This is a genomic window from Methylobacterium sp. J-048, from assembly GCF_022829515.1.
Classification (GTDB): Bacteria; Pseudomonadota; Alphaproteobacteria; order Rhizobiales; family Beijerinckiaceae; genus Methylobacterium.
This window is the reverse complement of the sequence record NZ_JAKSYL010000191.1, coordinates 1-15,936: the sequence shown is the minus strand read 5'-3', so window position 1 is coordinate 15,936 and position 15,936 is coordinate 1. Positions and strand designations below refer to the sequence as shown.

14 protein-coding genes are annotated in these 15,936 nt (G+C 69.3%); 10 read left to right on the top strand and 4 right to left on the bottom strand.

Going from position 1 to position 15,936, the window contains the following annotated elements; translation table 11 throughout:
- Positions 1–164: 164 nt before the first annotated feature.
- From MKL09_RS19680 to MKL09_RS19645, 8 genes are all read left to right on the top strand, one after another.
- A complete protein-coding gene (locus MKL09_RS19680; RefSeq protein WP_244022926.1) occupies positions 165–680 on the top strand; it encodes an Lrp/AsnC family transcriptional regulator in 516 nt (171 codons plus the stop codon).
- A 110-nt stretch (positions 681–790) separates the two neighbouring features.
- Entirely contained in the window at positions 791–2,560 is a 1,770-nt protein-coding gene (locus MKL09_RS19675) for a sulfite reductase flavoprotein subunit alpha (protein WP_244022924.1), read from the top strand.
- A gap of 215 nt (positions 2,561–2,775) precedes the next feature.
- Entirely contained in the window at positions 2,776–4,617 is a 1,842-nt protein-coding gene (locus tag MKL09_RS19670) for an NADPH-dependent assimilatory sulfite reductase hemoprotein subunit (RefSeq protein ID WP_244022922.1), read from the top strand.
- Between the two features lie 458 nt (positions 4,618–5,075).
- On the top strand, positions 5,076–5,369 hold the full coding sequence (locus MKL09_RS19665; RefSeq protein ID WP_244022920.1) for a hypothetical protein: 294 nt from the start codon (positions 5,076–5,078) through the stop codon (positions 5,367–5,369).
- Positions 5,366–6,004, top strand: coding sequence for a TetR/AcrR family transcriptional regulator (locus MKL09_RS19660; RefSeq protein WP_244022918.1), 639 nt, complete (start codon positions 5,366–5,368; stop codon positions 6,002–6,004). The genes MKL09_RS19665 and MKL09_RS19660 overlap by 4 nt, the downstream gene beginning before the upstream one ends.
- Before the next feature lie 77 nt (positions 6,005–6,081).
- Positions 6,082–6,651: a DUF2147 domain-containing protein gene (locus MKL09_RS19655; RefSeq protein ID WP_244022916.1), complete on the top strand. Its 570-nt coding sequence runs from the start codon at positions 6,082–6,084 to the stop codon at positions 6,649–6,651.
- Positions 6,652–7,138: 487 nt separating this feature from the next.
- A complete protein-coding gene (locus MKL09_RS19650) occupies positions 7,139–9,322 on the top strand; it encodes a TonB-dependent siderophore receptor (protein ID WP_244022914.1) in 2,184 nt (727 codons plus the stop codon).
- Positions 9,323–9,327: 5 nt separating this feature from the next.
- Positions 9,328–10,065 (top strand): hypothetical protein, encoded by a 738-nt coding sequence (locus tag MKL09_RS19645; RefSeq protein WP_244022912.1) that lies wholly within the window; start codon positions 9,328–9,330, stop codon positions 10,063–10,065.
- Between the two features lie 13 nt (positions 10,066–10,078).
- Here the strand turns inward: MKL09_RS19645 and MKL09_RS19640 are convergent, their stop codons facing one another.
- Positions 10,079–11,293, bottom strand: a complete 1,215-nt coding sequence (locus tag MKL09_RS19640; protein WP_244022910.1) for a PepSY-associated TM helix domain-containing protein — start codon at positions 11,291–11,293, stop codon at positions 10,079–10,081.
- 307 nt (positions 11,294–11,600) lie between these two features.
- On the opposite strand from MKL09_RS19640, the gene MKL09_RS19635 reads away from it, so the two are divergent.
- Together MKL09_RS19635 and MKL09_RS19630 are read left to right on the top strand one after the other, a co-directional pair.
- Positions 11,601–11,942: an AbrB/MazE/SpoVT family DNA-binding domain-containing protein gene (locus MKL09_RS19635; protein ID WP_313901195.1), complete on the top strand. Its 342-nt coding sequence runs from the start codon at positions 11,601–11,603 to the stop codon at positions 11,940–11,942.
- Entirely contained in the window at positions 11,935–12,324 is a 390-nt protein-coding gene (locus MKL09_RS19630) for a type II toxin-antitoxin system VapC family toxin (RefSeq protein WP_244022907.1), read from the top strand. Before MKL09_RS19635 ends, MKL09_RS19630 begins: the two co-directional genes overlap by 8 nt.
- Before the next feature lie 75 nt (positions 12,325–12,399).
- Here the strand turns inward: MKL09_RS19630 and garD are convergent, their stop codons facing one another.
- The 3 genes from garD to MKL09_RS19615 all read right to left on the bottom strand — a co-directional run bounded on the left by garD (position 12,400) and on the right by MKL09_RS19615 (position 15,772).
- The gene (gene garD, locus MKL09_RS19625; protein ID WP_244022905.1) at positions 12,400–13,983 is read right to left on the bottom strand and encodes a galactarate dehydratase; all 1,584 of its coding nucleotides are present in this window, start codon (positions 13,981–13,983) and stop codon (positions 12,400–12,402) included.
- 14 nt (positions 13,984–13,997) lie between these two features.
- Positions 13,998–14,768, bottom strand: coding sequence for an HpcH/HpaI aldolase family protein (locus tag MKL09_RS19620; protein ID WP_244022903.1), 771 nt, complete (start codon positions 14,766–14,768; stop codon positions 13,998–14,000).
- 113 nt (positions 14,769–14,881) lie between these two features.
- Positions 14,882–15,772, bottom strand: coding sequence for a LysR family transcriptional regulator (locus tag MKL09_RS19615; protein WP_244022901.1), 891 nt, complete (start codon positions 15,770–15,772; stop codon positions 14,882–14,884).
- Positions 15,773–15,936: the final 164 nt, after the last annotated feature.

The window sequence follows — 15,936 nt, the reverse complement described above, 5'->3', positions numbered from 1 at the left end:
GCGGGGAGCTTGTCGAGCATATCCGGGCGGCTTGGCGTGCGGTGGCACACCCCGTTCCACGGCATCCGACACCCCACACCACAAAAGATTCTTCTCGGCGGCCCTTTGAAACGCCTAATCTCCCCGCGCGCGGCCCAGCGTGGAAGGATCCCACGGAGACGACTTTGGACGCCATCGATCTGAAGATTCTCGCCTTGCTGCAGGCGGACGCGACCCTCTCCATCGCGGCGATCGGCGAGCGCGTCGGCCTGTCTCAGACCCCGTGCTGGAAGCGCATCCAGAAGCTGGAGGCCGACGGCGTCATCGACCGGCGGGTGGCCGTGCTGGATCCGGTCAAGCTGGGCCTCGGGCTCACCGTGTTCGTCTCGATTGAGACCGCGGACCATTCCCAGGAATGGCTGCAGCGCTTCGCCGCAACCATCTCGGCCATGCCGGAGGTGCTGGAATTCTACCGGATGGCCGGCGATGTGGATTATATGCTGCGCGTCGTGGTTGCCGACATGCAGGCCTATGACACCTTCTACAAGCAGCTGATCGCGGTGTTGCCGCTGAAGAACGTCACCTCGCGATTCGCCATGGAGAAGGTGAAATCCACCACTGCCCTGCCGCTCCCCGCGCCGCCGAAGACCGGGCGACACCTGCCCGGGACCGGGCCGCTTCTCGCTGTAGTCGGAGAATGATTTTCTATTTTTTCGCATTGCAGCGAATGCGATTTTCTAATCTAAGCGCGTTCTGCAAAAAGAACGTTTCCGATTGACACCGGCCTCGCAGGCCACGACATGGTTCCTTGATGTCACGCCAGAACCTCCTTCCACGCACCGCCCCGTTCGGGGACGGTGAGCGCGCCAGTCTCGACGCGGTGCTGGGCAGCGCGACGCCCGTGCAGCGCGCGTGGTTGGCGGGCTTCCTGGCGGGGCTCGACGCCGCCGGTGGCCAGCCGGCCGCGGCACCGTCCGCCCCGCCCAAGGCCGCCGAGCCGCTGACGATCCTCTACGCCAGCGAATCGGGGAACTCCGAGGCTTTGGCCGGCAACGTCGCCAAGCTCGCGCGCAAGCAGGGCTTCAAGCCGAAGGTCGTGGATTTCTCCGATCTCGACGTGGCGACCCTGCCCAAGGCCGGCAAGCTCGTGGCGATCGCGGCGACCTGGGGCGAGGGCGAGCCGCCGGCGCGGGCGGTGCGGGCCTATGGCGAGCTGATGGGCGAGGGTGCCCCGCGCATCGACGGCGTGGACTTCGCCGTCCTGGCGCTGGGCGACACCTCGTATGTCGAGTTCTGCGCCATCGGCAAGGCGCTCGATGCGCGCCTCGAGGCCCTGGGCGGCAAGCGCGCGGCCGCGCGCGCCGACCTCGATCTCGATTTCGAGAAGCCGGCCGCCGACTGGATCAAGAACACCCTCAAGGCCCTCGCCCCGGCGGAGGCGCCGGACAACGTCGTGGCGGTGGATTTCGCCCGCGCCGCGCCGGGCGAGGACGACGAGGCCGAGCTGAGCCGCGAGCCGGTGGTGGTCGAGGTCGTCGAGCACGTGAACCTCAATTCCTCGCGCTCGGACAAGGAGACGATCCATCTGGCGCTGGCCTTCGAGGACGGGGCGCCCGCCTACGAGCCCGGTGATTCGCTCGAGATCTTCCCCGAGAACGACCCGCAGCTGGTGGACGAGATCCTGAGCGCTGCGGGGCTGTCCGGCGACGAGGCCCTGCGCAAGGCGCTGCTCGCCGAGCGCGACATCACCACCCTCTCGGCCGCCACGATCGAGCGTTTCGTCAAGGCGACCGGACACGCCGATGCGCAGAAGCTGATCGAGAGCGGCGAGGCCCGGGCCTGGATCGAGGGGCGGCACCTGATCGACCTGCTGGCGACCTTCCCGGCGCCGCTGACGGCCGAGCACCTCAACACCATCACCCGGCCGCTGCCGCCGCGCGCCTACTCGATCGCGTCCTCGCGCAAGGAAGTGGGCGACGAGGTCCACCTCGCCATCGTGGCGGTGCGCTACGAGACCCATGGGCGGGCCCGTTCGGGCGTCGCCTCCGTGCATGTCGCCGATCGGATCCGGGACGGCGCCAAGCTGCGGGTGCGGGTGAAGCCGAACCGGCATTTCCGGCTTCCGCAGGATCCGGCCACCGACATCATCATGGTCGGCCCCGGCACCGGCGTCGCGCCGTTCCGCGCCTTCGTGCAGGAGCGCCGCGCCATCGAGGCGCCCGGCCGCTCCTGGCTGTTCTTCGGCGACCGGCACTTCCTGCACGACTTCCTGTACCAGCTCGAATGGCAGGAGGCCCTGGAGGACGGCTCGCTGACGAAGATCGACGTGGCCTTCTCCCGGGACCAGCCGGAGAAGATCTACGTGCAGAACCGCATCACCCACAACGCGCAGGAGCTGGTCTCCTGGCTGGAGGGCGGCGCCCATTTCTACGTCTGCGGCGATGCCAAGAACATGGCTAAGGACGTGCGCGCCGCAGTGGTGCGGGCCTACGAGATCGCCAAGAGCTTGAGCCCGGCCGACGCCGAGGCGCAGGTTGCGGCTCTGGAGCGCAGCCACCGCTACCAGCAGGACGTTTACTAGAGCGTGATGGCTGAGCACGGGCCAATCCGGGTTTCCAAAGGGCGTGCCGCCCTTTGGCGGGGTATCGGGGCGGAGCCCTGATGGATCGGGCAAAGCCCGACGGCAGGGCTCCGCCCTGCACCCGCAAAAGGTCTCGGACCTTTTGAATCCGGGATTTGCGACGATCCCGCTCGCACAGGGGGCGGGGACGCATTCGAGACTTTGGAAGTGATCCCATGGACGACCACAGCCCCCGCGACGACGCCGACGCCCAGGCCCTGGCTCCGACCCCGGCCCCCCGCGTCTACGAGACGCCGCCCAAGGAGCGGCCGATCACCGATGCCGAGGCGGCCCGCGCCGCCCAGCTCGCCGCGAACGAGCACATCAAGATCGCCAGCGGCTACCTCCGCGGCGGCCTCGCCGAGGGGCTGCTGAAGCACGCCACCGGGGCGATCTCCGAGGATGACGGGCAGCTCGTGAAGTTCCACGGGATGTACATGCAGGACGACCGCGACCTGCGCCCGGAGCGGACCAAGAAGAAGCTCGACAAGGCCTACAGCTTCATGATCCGCCTGCGCATCGCCGGCGGCGTGATCAGCCCGAAGCAGTGGCTGGCGCTCGACGACATCGCGGTCACCTACGCGGGCAGCGCCCTGCGGGCGACCACGCGCCAGACCTTCCAGTATCACGGCGTGATCAAGGCGAACCTCAAGCGCACGATGGCGGCCATCGACGCGGCCCTGCTCGACACCATCGCAGCCTGCGGCGACGTGAACCGCAACGTCATGGCGGCGACCAACCCGGCCCAGGTCGGCGCCCACAAGGCCGCCCACACGCTGGCCAAGGACATCTCGGACAGCCTGCTGCCGAAGACCAGCGCTTGGCGCGAGATCTGGCTCGACGGCGAGCGCGTGGTCGGCGGCGAGGAGGAGGAGGTCGAGCCGGTCTACGGCCGCACCTACCTGCCGCGGAAGTTCAAGGTCGTCGTGGCGGTGCCGCCCTCCAACGAGGTCGACATCTTCGCCCACGATCTCGGCTTCATCGCCATCCTGGACAAGAAGAACCAGGTCACCGGCTGGAACGTCACGGTGGGCGGCGGCATGGGCATGACCCATGGCGAGCCCGACACCTTCCCGCGCACCGCCGACGTGATGGGCTTCGTGAAGCCCGAAGACGCCATCAAGGTCGCCGAGGCCGTGATGACGGTCCAGCGCGACTGGGGCAACCGCAAGAACCGCAAGAACGCCCGGCTCAAGTACACGATCGAGCGCTACGGCCTGGCGGCGTTCCGGGCCGAGGTGGAGACGCGGATCGGCAAGAAGCTCGGCGAGCCGAAGCCGTTCACGTTCACCAACAACGGCGACCGCTTCGGATGGACCGAGGGCGATGACGGCCGCCACCACCTGACGCTCTACGTCCCGTCCGGCCGGATCAAGGATTACGAGGACGGCCCGCAATTCCTCACCGGCCTGCGCAAGATCGCGCAGGTCCACGAGGGCGATTTCCGCCTCACCGCCAACCAGAACGTGATCATCGCCAACGTACCGGCGGAGAAGCGCGCCGCGATCGAGGCGCTGGTGGACCAGTACGGCATCACCAAGGGTGCGGGCGCGCTCCGGCGCAACTCCATCGCCTGCGTGGCGCTGCCGACCTGCGGCCTCGCGCTCGCCGAGAGCGAGCGCTACCTGCCGGACCTGATGACCGAGCTGGAGCAGAGCCTGGCCACCCATGGGCTCGCCGAGGAGGAGATCACGATCCGCTCCACCGGCTGCCCGAACGGCTGCGCCCGCCCGTTCATCGCCGAGATCGGCCTCGTCGGCCGCGGACCCGAGCGCTACCACCTCTATCTCGGCGCCGCCTTCGACGGCTCGCGGCTGAGCAAGCTCTACAAGGAGGACGTCGCGGCCTCGGACATCCTCGACACCCTGGATCCGCTGTTCGCCGACTTCGCCAGGGGCCGGAACCCCGGCGAGCATTTTGGCGACTACCTGATCCGGGTCGGCCACGTGGCCCGGACGATCAACGGCCCGGATTTCCACGATCGGACCGGCGCCCTCAAGCCGGCCGGGCACGCCTGAGCCGACGCGATTTCGGGGTCGAGGCAGCGCCCTCGGCCCCGGCGAACCGGTTTCGTTGTGGAGTCGGCCGGACAGGCCCCAAGCGCGGGGGCGATGTTGTGCGCCCGCGCTTGGGGCCGGCAAGGTGACGGGCCGGCCTTCGAGAGCCGCCCGTATCGTCCGCGCGCAGCCCCGATCCGGACGTGCCCCCATACGGTTTCCGGCCGACCGCCACGGTCGGCATCCCCCGCGCCGTCATCACGCGCGAAGCGCCGTGACCCAGGGCGGCGGGACGCCTGCCGGCGGCGCAATCCTACGGGAAGTCTTCGCTGCGCCCGTCCAAGCGGGCCGGCGACGAAGCCACCGCCCGATCGCCGTACCACCACCCTACGGCCCATCCTTCGCCAATCATGAGAACGAACGTTCATTGACATGAGAATGAACGTTCATTACGAAGGTGGGGCAAGCAGGAGTGAGCCATGGCTCTGTCGCTCGAAGGCCGCTGGTCCGATCTCGATGACAACCGGTTCGACCCGTCCGGGACCGGTACGGCGCGGATCCTCGCCACGGTTCGGGCTTTCTGCACGCCGTCGAACCTCACCTTCGCCGCCGTTCTGGTCCTGGCCTGGATGGCGCTGATCAGCTGGACCGGGGCGGGACCCAAGGGCTGGCAGGCGCGCCTCTGCGCGGATCCAAGCCAGACCGCCCAGGCCTGCGCGGCTGCTGCCGGTCCCGCGAAGGACCAGAGCCGCCTCGCGCAGCGCGCCCCGTGAGCGTGCCGGCGAGCGCCGAGGCGCGGGGCGGCCAGATTGCGCGGCGCGAGCACATCCTCGACGCCGCCGAAGCCTGCTTCGTGCGCAATGGTTTCCACCGGGCCACCATGCAGGATCTCGCCCGCGAGGCCGCGATGAGCCCGGGCAACTTCTACCGCTACTTCGAATCCAAGGAGTCCCTGGTCGTCGGGCTGGTGGAGCGCGAGCGGGAGCGCGGGGCCCGGCTCGTCGAGGAGATGGAGCGCAGCGGCGATCGCCGTGGGGCGCTCCTGGACATCATCGCGCGCTACTTCGTGTCGATCACCCGCGCGGCCGCGGTGCTGCGCATGGAGATCTGGTCGGAGGCCACCCGCAACCCGGCCATCGCCGCGCTGACCGCCCGGACCGAGGCGGAAACCCGCGATTGGTTCACCGCGACCTTCTCGGCGCTGGCGACCAGCCCGGATTGCGACCCGAACAAGCTCTACGCGCTGCTCGCACCGCTGATGAAGGGGATCGTGGTCGGCCGCGCGATCCTGCCCGATTATGATCCGGCCCCCGCGGTGGCCCAGCTCCACGCCCTGCTGGAGACCGGGCTCGACGGCCGCCTGCCGCGCGCTGCCCGCGCCGGGCCGCGGATCACCACGTTCGCCTGAGCGTCGCCGCCGGGCCGTCGGCCCTGACACCGCCTCAACCCCCGGCTCATGCGCACCCGCGCGAACAAGGATACCGCATGCCCCCCATCCTCGCCCGCCTCGTCACGGTCGCCCTCATCGGCGTCGCCGCGATGGAGTCCGGCCCGGCCGCCGCGGCCGATCCCACGGGTACCTGGCTCACCGAGGACGGGCGCGCCCGGGTGCGGACCGAGCCCTGCGGCCCGGACCACGCGCATCTGTGCGGCTACGTCGTCTGGCGCAATCCGAAGGACGACAAGGCGCAGGGCCCGCTGGACAAGGCCAACCCGGATCCGCGCCGGCAGGCCCGCCCGCTGCTCGGCCACCAGATGATCCTCGGCCTGGCGCCGGATGCGGACGGCCGCTACGCCGGCAAGATCTACAACGGCGACAACGGCAAGTCCTACGACGTGTCGATCTGGAGCGAGACGCCCAGCGCGCTCTCGGTGCGCGGCTGCCTGCTGGCGGTGCTGTGCGGCACGCAGACCTGGACGCGGGTGACGAGCGTCGAGCCGGGCCAGTTGCAGGCCGCGACCGACGCGCCGGGCGGTCCGCGGTCCGACCCCGAATGGGTGGCCACCGGCACGAAGGCCAGAACCGCCGACGGGAAGCCCGCCCAGCCGCGCTGATGCGCCAAGTCTTTGGCTGGGCATCGTCTTTTCCCGAAAGCCGGAATCCACCTTTCGGGATGATGCTCAGTTCACCGAGATCGCGCGCCGGGCAACGGCGCGCGGTAGGCCGGCCGGTCTGCAATCCCCCCCTCGCGCAGGCCGGCCGGTCGCATTCCGCCACGCAGTCCGGGACAGGCGACCGCCGGCGCGACCCGAGCCCGCCCTGATTCGAGCAGTTCTGCGGCTGCAGACGTTGATCCGGATCGTGGTTTCAGTCCGGATCAACGCCCGGACGTAAATATTCCGCACCTACACACGTTTAAGTCGGAAAATCCGTAACATTTAAAATTATTCCAATCGCAATGTGTGGCGTGTCGGACACGTCCGGTCAGTTCCCGCGGTTCTGAACCCACCAATTACAATCACGCATTGAAATAGCCCCGCAATCGTACTCAAGGATCGAAACGCCCCGTGGCGACGATCTTCCTGAGAACGACTAAAAACTATGCCATTGGGCCACCAAGACCGCATTATTTCTGCGACAAGCAATCGCTCGCCCTGCACCAATACGCGGTCCGGACTGGCCATCACCCTGCTTCTGGCATCGACGACTGTCGTTCACGCACAATCCAATCCGGTCCAGGACGAGGTCATCCTCTCGGAACTGAGCGTCACCGGCACCGGCCCTGCGGTGGAGCGGGCCGGTGGTCCGGTGATCGGCTACCGGGCGACGCGCTCGGCGACCGCGACCCGGACCGACACGCCCCTGCGCGACACGCCGCAATCGGTGCAGGTGGTGCCCCGGGACGTGCTGGTCGACCAGCAGGACATTCGCCTGAGCGACGCCCTGCAGAACGTCAGCAGCGTCCAGCCCGGAGGCACGATCCAGGGCCGGAGCGACACGTTCATCATCCGCGGCTTCCAGACCCAGACCTACGCGATCGACGGCGTGCTGCTGAACCAGGCGGGGACCTTCTCCACGGTCACGCGCGATCTCGCAGACGTGGAACGGATCGAGGTGCTGAAAGGTCCGGCCTCGGTTCTGTACGGCCGCGGCGATCCCGGCGGCCTGATCAACATCGTCTCCCGGCAGCCGACCCTCGTGCCGTCTGGAGACATCAACCTGCAAGCAGGCAGCTTCGGCTTCCGCCGGGTCCAGGGCTCGGTGTCGAGCGCAATCGAGGGCGTGGACGGCCTCGCTGGCCGCCTCAGTTTCGCCGGCCAGTCCGATCCGACCTTTCGCAACTTCGGCGACCGGGACAATTCGCGGACCTTCGTGGCCCCGGCCTTCACGTGGAACCCGAGCCCGGACACCCGAGTCTCGTTCCTCGGCGAGTTCACCCGGCTGGACACGCAATACGACGAGGGGCTGGTCGCCCGGAACGGCCGCGTGCCGCTCGACAATATTTCGCGCTACTATGGGGAGCCGTTCTCACGCTACAACAGCAACGCGAATTTCGGCCTGCTGAAAATCGAGCACGATCTCAACGAGAACATCACCCTGCGCGAAGTGCTCAACGCCCAGTGGGGCGGGTTCGACTTCCTCGCGACCCGCGCCACCGGACTCGACAAGACCCAAACCCTTGTGACCCGGCGCGAGACCGCGGGCCACTCCACCTACGCCTCGGTCGACAGTCAGACTGAAATGGTGGCCAAGTTCGATCTGCTGGGCTTCCGCCACACCGTGTTCGCCGGGATCGAGTACACCAACGGCTACCGGCATTCCTACACGACCCAGAGCACCAACTACCCGTCCGTAAGCTTCCAGAACCCGGCCTTCGGGTCGGCCCTCGTGGGCCTGCAATTGCAGGGTGACTTGAAGCAGAAGAACGAGCTGAACGGCCTCTATGTTCAGGACCAGATCGATCTGGGCCTCGGCCTGCAGCTCCTGGTCGGCGTCCGCTATGATTCGGGGACGCAGTACTATTTCAACCGGACGCCGACATCGCGCACGATCCCGCCCGACCAGCAACTGTCCGGCACCTCGCCGCGCGTCGGCCTCGTCTATCGGCCGGTGGAGCCGCTGACGCTCTATGCGAGCTACACGACCTCGTTCAAGCCGCAGATCGCCAACGTCCTCAACGTCACCAATCCGCCCCCCGAAACCGGCGAGCAGTACGAGATCGGCAGCCGCCTCGACCTCACCCCCGACCTGACCCTGTCCGCTGCCGCCTTCCGCATCACCCGCAACAACGTCGCCGCCACCGATCCGAACAACAGCCTCTACTCGGTGATCACCGGGCAGCAGCGCTCCGAGGGCGTCGAGGCCGACCTCGCCGGCCAGATCCTGCCGGGCTGGAAGGTCATCGGCGGGATCAGCTTCCTCGACGCGCGGATCACCAAGGACACGACCTTCGCGGTCGGCAACCGGCTCGTCGGGGCGCCGGCCTTCAGCGGCAGCATCTGGTCGACCTACCAGTTCCAGGACGGCTTCCTGCGCGGCTGGAACGTCGGGGCCGGGATCACCTATGTCGGCCGGCGCACCGGCGACCTCAACAACAGCTATACGGTCGGCGGCTATGCCCGGCTCGACGCGGCCGTGTTCTACGATTTCAACGAGCACGCCCGGTTCTCGATCAACATGCGCAACCTGACCGACCGGCGCTACATCGAGCAGCCGTTCAACCAGTTCAACAACCTTCCCGGCGCGCCGCTCTCGGTGCTGGCCACGATCACCGCGCGGCTGTGAGGCGGGTGAGGGCGCCAACACGCGCTCGCGGGCGGCTTGCCTGGTCCGGATCGATCCGGGGCCTGCTCGGCGCTGCCGCCCTCGCGGCCCTGACGCTGACCGCGTCCGCGGCCGAGCGGTCCCGCACGGTGCTGATCGTGGTCAAGCCGGACAATCCGCGGATCGCCGCCGACAAGGCGATCGCGGCCCATCTCGAGGGGCGCGGATACCGGGTCACGCTGGGCAGCCAGTACGAGCCGGTGGCGCGGGGCTACGACCTCGTCATCCTGTCCTCGAACATCCGCAGCCGCGACCTGCTCGGGGCCTATCGCGACGTCCCGGTGCCGGTGCTGACCTGGGAAAGCGACCTGCTCGACGACCTGGGCATGACCGGCAAGAAGCACGACCGCGATTTCGGCAAGGCGCCGGCCGAGCATTTCGTCTGGCTGGTCAACGCCCCCCACGCGCTGGCGGCGGGGCTTCGAGCGGGGATCAACGCGGTCTACGCCAAGGACGCGCCGATGAACTGGGGCAAGCCCGGCCTCGGCGCCGCGATCATCGCCACGGTGCCGGGGGAGCCCGACCACGCCGTCATCTTCGGCTACGAGGCGGGGGCGACCATGGACTACGAGTCGATCGCCCCGGCGCGGCGGACGATGTTTCTGCTCGACAACGAGACCTTCGGCACCCTGACGGCCCCTGGTCTCGCCCTGTTCGACGCCGCCGTCGACTGGACAGCCGGGACACCGCGCCCGGCCGAGTGAGCGCCTGCCGCCGTCACGTCAGCGCGCGGCGGGGCTTCGTCCCGGTCGCGACCGGCCCCGTCGTTCGCTCGGTCCCCCTGCGCCGGGCGTCCGCACGGCGGCGCAGGATGTAGAGGGTCAGGCCGGTGGCGGCGAAACCCGGCATGGCGAGCGCCGCGAGGCCGAACAGCAGGGCGAACAGGTCGCCGAAGAATCGGCCGCGATGCACCTCCAGGATGTTCTCGACGATGCGCCGCCCGAGCGGCATGTCGGCGGCGCGCTCGGTGGCGAGCAGCGCCCCCGTGGCCGCGTCGTAGCGCGCCTCGTTGCGGGCGCTCGGTGCGTCGACGCCCCTGGGCAGCCAGCGGATGCGGATCGCCTTGGTGTCGGCCCCCGGCAGGGTCAGGATCGCGAGGCCGGCCTCGTGCCCCTCACCGGCCCGGAACGCCGCCCAGGCGCGGTCCAGGGCGGGCTCGGACGCGGTCTCCGGCGGCGGCGGAACCTCCCGGCTTCCGGCCATGCGGGTGGGCTTCGCCCGCTCCGGCGTCCCGGCGAGCAGCCAGGTGGCGCCGTCCTTGAACGACGGGTAGGACCAGGTCAGGCCGGTGAGCGCGATGATCAGGTAGATCGGCGTCAGCCAGGTTCCGGCCACGGCGTGGAGCGACCACCAGCGCGGCCGGCCGGGCCGCGACAGGCTCGGCTTCAGCCAGATCCGCCAGCGATGGACCTTGGGCCAGCGCAGATACAGGCCGGTGGCCAGGAACGCGATCAGCGCCAGGGTGCAGGCCCCCGTGATGGTCCGGCCCCAGCCCTTGGAGCCGCCGGGAATCAGCAGCCAGCGGTGCAGGTCCCGCACCGTCGCGAACGCCGCCTCCAGCCGCACCGGGCCGAGCACCGCCCCGTCATAGGGATCGGCATAGAGAGAGGGCGGCCGCTCCCGGGTTTTTGGATCGCGGGCGAAGCGCACGAACACGCTCGCCTGCGGGTCGTCCGACAGGGTGAGGATATTCGTCCGGCGCCCCCCGGCCTGGGCGTCGATCCGGGCGGCGAGGGCCGATGGCGCGAGCGGCACCCGGTCCCCCGCCTCGACCCGTGTCCGGTCGCGGTTGGCGAAGGCGGTGATCGCCTCCTCGTAGCTCATCAGCGCGCCGGTCACGCCCATCAGCGCGAGCACGAACCCGGCGGTGAGGCCGAGCGCCCAGTGCAGGCGGAACAGGACGGTGCGGGGGGCAGGAATCGGCATCGGCATGGCAGTGCCGGCTGCCTAGCGCAAAATCCGGTCCCGTTGAAACGAATTTTGCCCGAGAACATCGTCTTGAAAATCGGCTTCGAGACGGTGCTCTAGATCTTCAATCTCGCATCATCGTTTTGCGAAAGCCGGGAACCACCGTTCGGAATGGTGCTCAAGGTCTTTGAAGGTGCGGCATTTTCTGAGCCGAATGGATGTCCCCGTCGTGGAAGGATGATCGCACAGAGTTCGACCCCGCAGACGATGACGAGCCGCGTAGCCCTGCGAGGCCTGATGGGTGACAGAGCCGCCATCCGGTGACAGGATTATGCCTGGGCCGCGCCACCGGCTCCCGCATGGTCTGCGAATTGGACTTGATTCGATGCATGAACCTCTGCGCCGGACGGTCCAGGTCGGCGAGAACGGGAGGATGAACCTTCCCGCTGAGATACGCCGCATCCTGGGTCTGACCGGATCGGGCCGCGTCATCCTCACTCAGGATGAGGATGGCATCCGCATCACGACGGCCGAGCAGGCCCTGAGGCGTGTCCGTAGCCTGGCGGCGCCCTTTGCCGAGGGCCGCGGATCCGTGGTCGATGCGTTCATCGCGGAGAAACGTGCGGACGCGGCCCGTGAGGATGCCGAGGGCAACGCCGACTCACATGCCTGATCCCGTCCTCGACGCTTCGGCCGTCCTGGCGGTCATCTTCGACGAGGCCGGAGCCGACCGGGTGGCCGCTCACCTGCCCGGCGCCAAGATCTCCGCTATCAACGCCGCTGAGGTCATGACGAAACTGTTCGACCTCGGCATACCCGGAAACACCGTCGATGCGATCCTCGCAGGATTGCAACTCACGATCTTGCCATTCGGGATGGTGGAGGCGCGGGAAACCGCCCGGATGCGCCCCCTCACCCGGAACGCCGGCCTTTCGCTCTGGGACCGCGCCTGCCTGGCGACCGCAAAGCTGAAGAATGCTCCGGCCCTGACGTCGGACAGGGCCTGGGCGCGGCTGGGCCAGACCGTTTCAGTCGACATCGAAGTGCTGCGCTGACCGGCGCGGATCGTCAGTCTGCGCCTGTTCAAGCCCGGCACGGCATTTCGACGCTGCCGCGACCGCGGCCCGGCCTCAGGTGATCGGCGCCGGGTTGAACAGCGTCAGGTCGTTGAACAGTCCCCACTGATCCGACCACGGCCGCTTGCGCCCGCTCGCCACGTCGAGGATCAGGTGGAACAGCTCCCAGCCGACCTGCTCGATCGTCGCCTCGCCGGTGGCGATGCGGCCGGCATCGAGGTCGATCAGGTCGGACCAGCGCTCGGCCAGCTCGGTCCGGGTGGCGACCTTGATCACCGGGGCCTGGGCGAGGCCGTAGGGCGTGCCGCGGCCGGTGGAGAACACCTGCAGGGTGATCCCCGAGGCGAGCTGCAGCGTGCCGCAGACGAAGTCGCTGGCCGGGGTCGCGGCGAAGATCAGGCCCTTCTCGCGCACGCGCTCGCCCGGCGCCAGCACGCCAGAGATCGCCCCCGTGCCGGACTTGGCGACCGAGCCCAGGGCCTTCTCGACGATGTTGTTGAGGCCGCCCTTCTTGTTGCCGGGCGACGGGTTGGCCCGCCGGTCGGCCTCGCCCTTGGCGAGATAGGCATCATACCAGGCCATCTCGCGGATCAGGGCCTGGGCGATTTCCGGAGTCTTGGCCCGGGGGGTCAGGAGGTGGATCGCGTCGCGCACCTCCGTGACCTCGGAGAACAGCACGGTGCCGCCGCAGGCGACGATCAGGTCGGCGCAGTAGCCGAGCGCCGGGTTGGCGGTGACGCCCGAGAACGCGTCGCTGCCGCCGCATTGCAGGCCGACCACGAGTTCGGAGGCCGGGCAGGTCTCGCGGGTGCGCCGGTTCAGCACCTCCAGGCGGGCCTCCGCCATCGCCAGGATGCTGTCGAGCATCGCGGAAAAACCCTGGTGGCGCTCGTCCTGGAGCCGCACCACCCCGTCCCCGGCGGCGCCGCCGTCGGGCAGCAGCCGCTCCGAGACGAGCTTCTCGCAGCCCAGCCCCACGACCATGACCTCGCCGCCGAAATTGGGGTTCTGCGCGAGGCTCTGGAGGGTCCGGATCGGCACCACCGCCTCGGGGGCGTTGATGGCGACGCCGCAGCCATAGGCGTGGGTCAGGCCGACCACGTCGTCGACGTTGGGGAAGCGCGGCAGCAGCTCTTGCTTGATCCGGCGGATCGCCACGTCGAGGGTGCCGGCGACGCATTGCACGCTGATCGAGATCGCCAGGATGTTCTTGGTGCCCACCGACCCGTCCGGGTTGCGGTAGCCCTCGAAGGTGTAGCCCTCGAGCGGCGCCAGGGGCGCCGGCACCCGGGTGGCGAGCTCCAGCGCGTCCAGGGACGGGGCCGTGGGCGTCGCGACGCGGGATTCCTCCACCCAGGCGCCCCGCGGGATGTCTTGGGTGGCGATGCCGACCACCTCGCCGTAGCGGCGGACCTCCCCGCCCTCCGGGATGTCACTGAGCGCCACCTTATGGCCCTGCGGCACGAACTCGGTGAGCCGCAGCCCGTCCGGGAAGGTCGTGCCGGCGGGCAGCCCGAAGGCGTTGACCACGATCGCGACGTTGTCGTGCGCGCTCAGCCGGATCGTGCGCGGCACGTCGCCGGCCGAGCGCACAAGGTTCGAGTCATCCTGGGTCGGGAGGTCGATTTCGGCCTGCATCGGATGCTCCTCGCTCAGCCGGCGGTACGGAAGCGCCCGGCGAGCGCCTCGGCGTTGCGGGCCAGCAGCCCCAGATCCGAGCCGACCGCGGTGAACCGGGTGCCGGCCGCGATGTAGCGCTTGGCCAGCTCCTCGCTCGGCGTGAGGATGCCGGCATGCTTGCCGGCCTTCACGATCCGGCCGACCGCGTCCTCGATGGTGCGGACCACCTCCGGGTGGCCCTGCTGGCCGAGATAGCCGAGGCTGGTGGAGAGGTCGCCGGGCCCGATGAACACGCCGCCCACGCCCTCGACGGCGGCGATCGCGTCCAGATTGTCCAGGGCGCGGCGCGACTCGACCTGCACGATCACGTACGTCTCGGCCTCGCAGCGCGTGTGATAATCGGGGATCCGGCCGAACCGGGCGGCCCGGGGCGCCTGCGAGAAGCCGCGGATGCCGCGGGGCGCGTAGCGCGTCGCTGCCACCACCCGCTCGGCCTGCTCGGCATCGTCGATATTGGGGATCATCAGCGACTGCGCGCCGGCATCGAGGATACGCTTGATGGTGATGGGGTCGTCGCTCGGCACCCGCACCACCGGGTTGGTGGCGTTCTCCATCATGGCCTGGAGCTGGAAGTAGATATCCCGCAGGTCGTTGGCCGAGTGCTCCATGTCGAGGAGCAGCCAGTCGAACCCGGCGCCGGCGACGAGCTCGGTGGAGATCGGGCTGGCGAGGCTGCACCACAGGCCGATCTGCTGGCGCCCCTCGCCGAGGGCGGCCTTGAAGCGGTTGGTGAGTCGGTCCACGGCGGTCCCTCCTGGCGGCCTCGGCCTCTGCGTGCCGTGAGGCTATCAGGCGCAGCCTTTCCGCCGAAGGTCAAAGCCAAAGGCTGGATCGATCGATGCCGCCCGCGCATGGATCAGGCCGGAGGCATCTCCGCCAGGATCGCGACCAGCCGGGCGATCAGCGGCTCGTCCGCGTCGCGCCGCCAGGCCAGGAGCAGCTCGGCGGGGCGCGGGGCCGGTAGCAGCAGCGGCCGGAACACCACGCCCTCGAAGCGCAGGCGCTCGGCCGCCGCCGGCACCAGGGCGAGCCCGAGGGCGGCCCGGACCAGGGCGAGAATCGAGTGGATCTGGGTGAGTCGCTGCACGATCCGGGGCTCGATTGCGGCCTCGGCGAGCAGGCCCTGAACCAGGTCGTGGAAGTAGCGGGCCTCGTTCGGCGCGTAGGCGACGAGCGGTTCGCCGGCGAGATCGCCCGGCTTGAGGTGCTCCCGAACGGCCAAACCATTCCCGGCCGGCAGCGCCGCCACGAGGGGCTCGGCCAGGGCCCGGACGGCGATCAGATCCGGATGCGTGACCGGCGGGCGAACCAGGGCGGCATCGATGCGGCCGGCGAGCAATTCCTCGACCTGATCCTGGCTGACCATCTCGCGCAACGCGAGCGTGACGTCGGGCAAAGCCCGCCGAAGCTCCATGACGAGGCGGGGCAGGAAGTCGTAGGCCGAGGCCGCCGTGAAGCCGAGCTTCAGCACCCCCGCGCGCCCGGCCGCCACCTGACGGGTGACGTGGGTCGCGGTCTCGGCCAAGCGCAGGATGCGCTGCGCCTCCGGCAGGAAGCTGCGCCCGGCCGCGGTCAGCCGGACGGAGCGGCTGGTGCGCTCCAAGAGCTGTACGTCGAGGATCCGCTCCAGCACCTGGATCTGCCGCGACAGGGGCGGCTGGGTCATGTTCAGCCGGGCGGCCGCGCGCCCGAAATGCAGCTCCTCCGCCACGGCGGCGAAGCACCGGAGCTGGCTGAAATCGAACATCGCTCCTTCCCTGCGCGCCGTGACGCGGAAGCGGGAGCATAAGGCCTTCGCGGCCACCCTGTCCCGGCAGCCACCCTCGGTCGTTCGGCCGATGGGGCTCCCGATTCCGTTGGATCGGCGCACCGGTACCGGGATTCCAAAGGGCCCGCGGCCCTTTGGCGGGG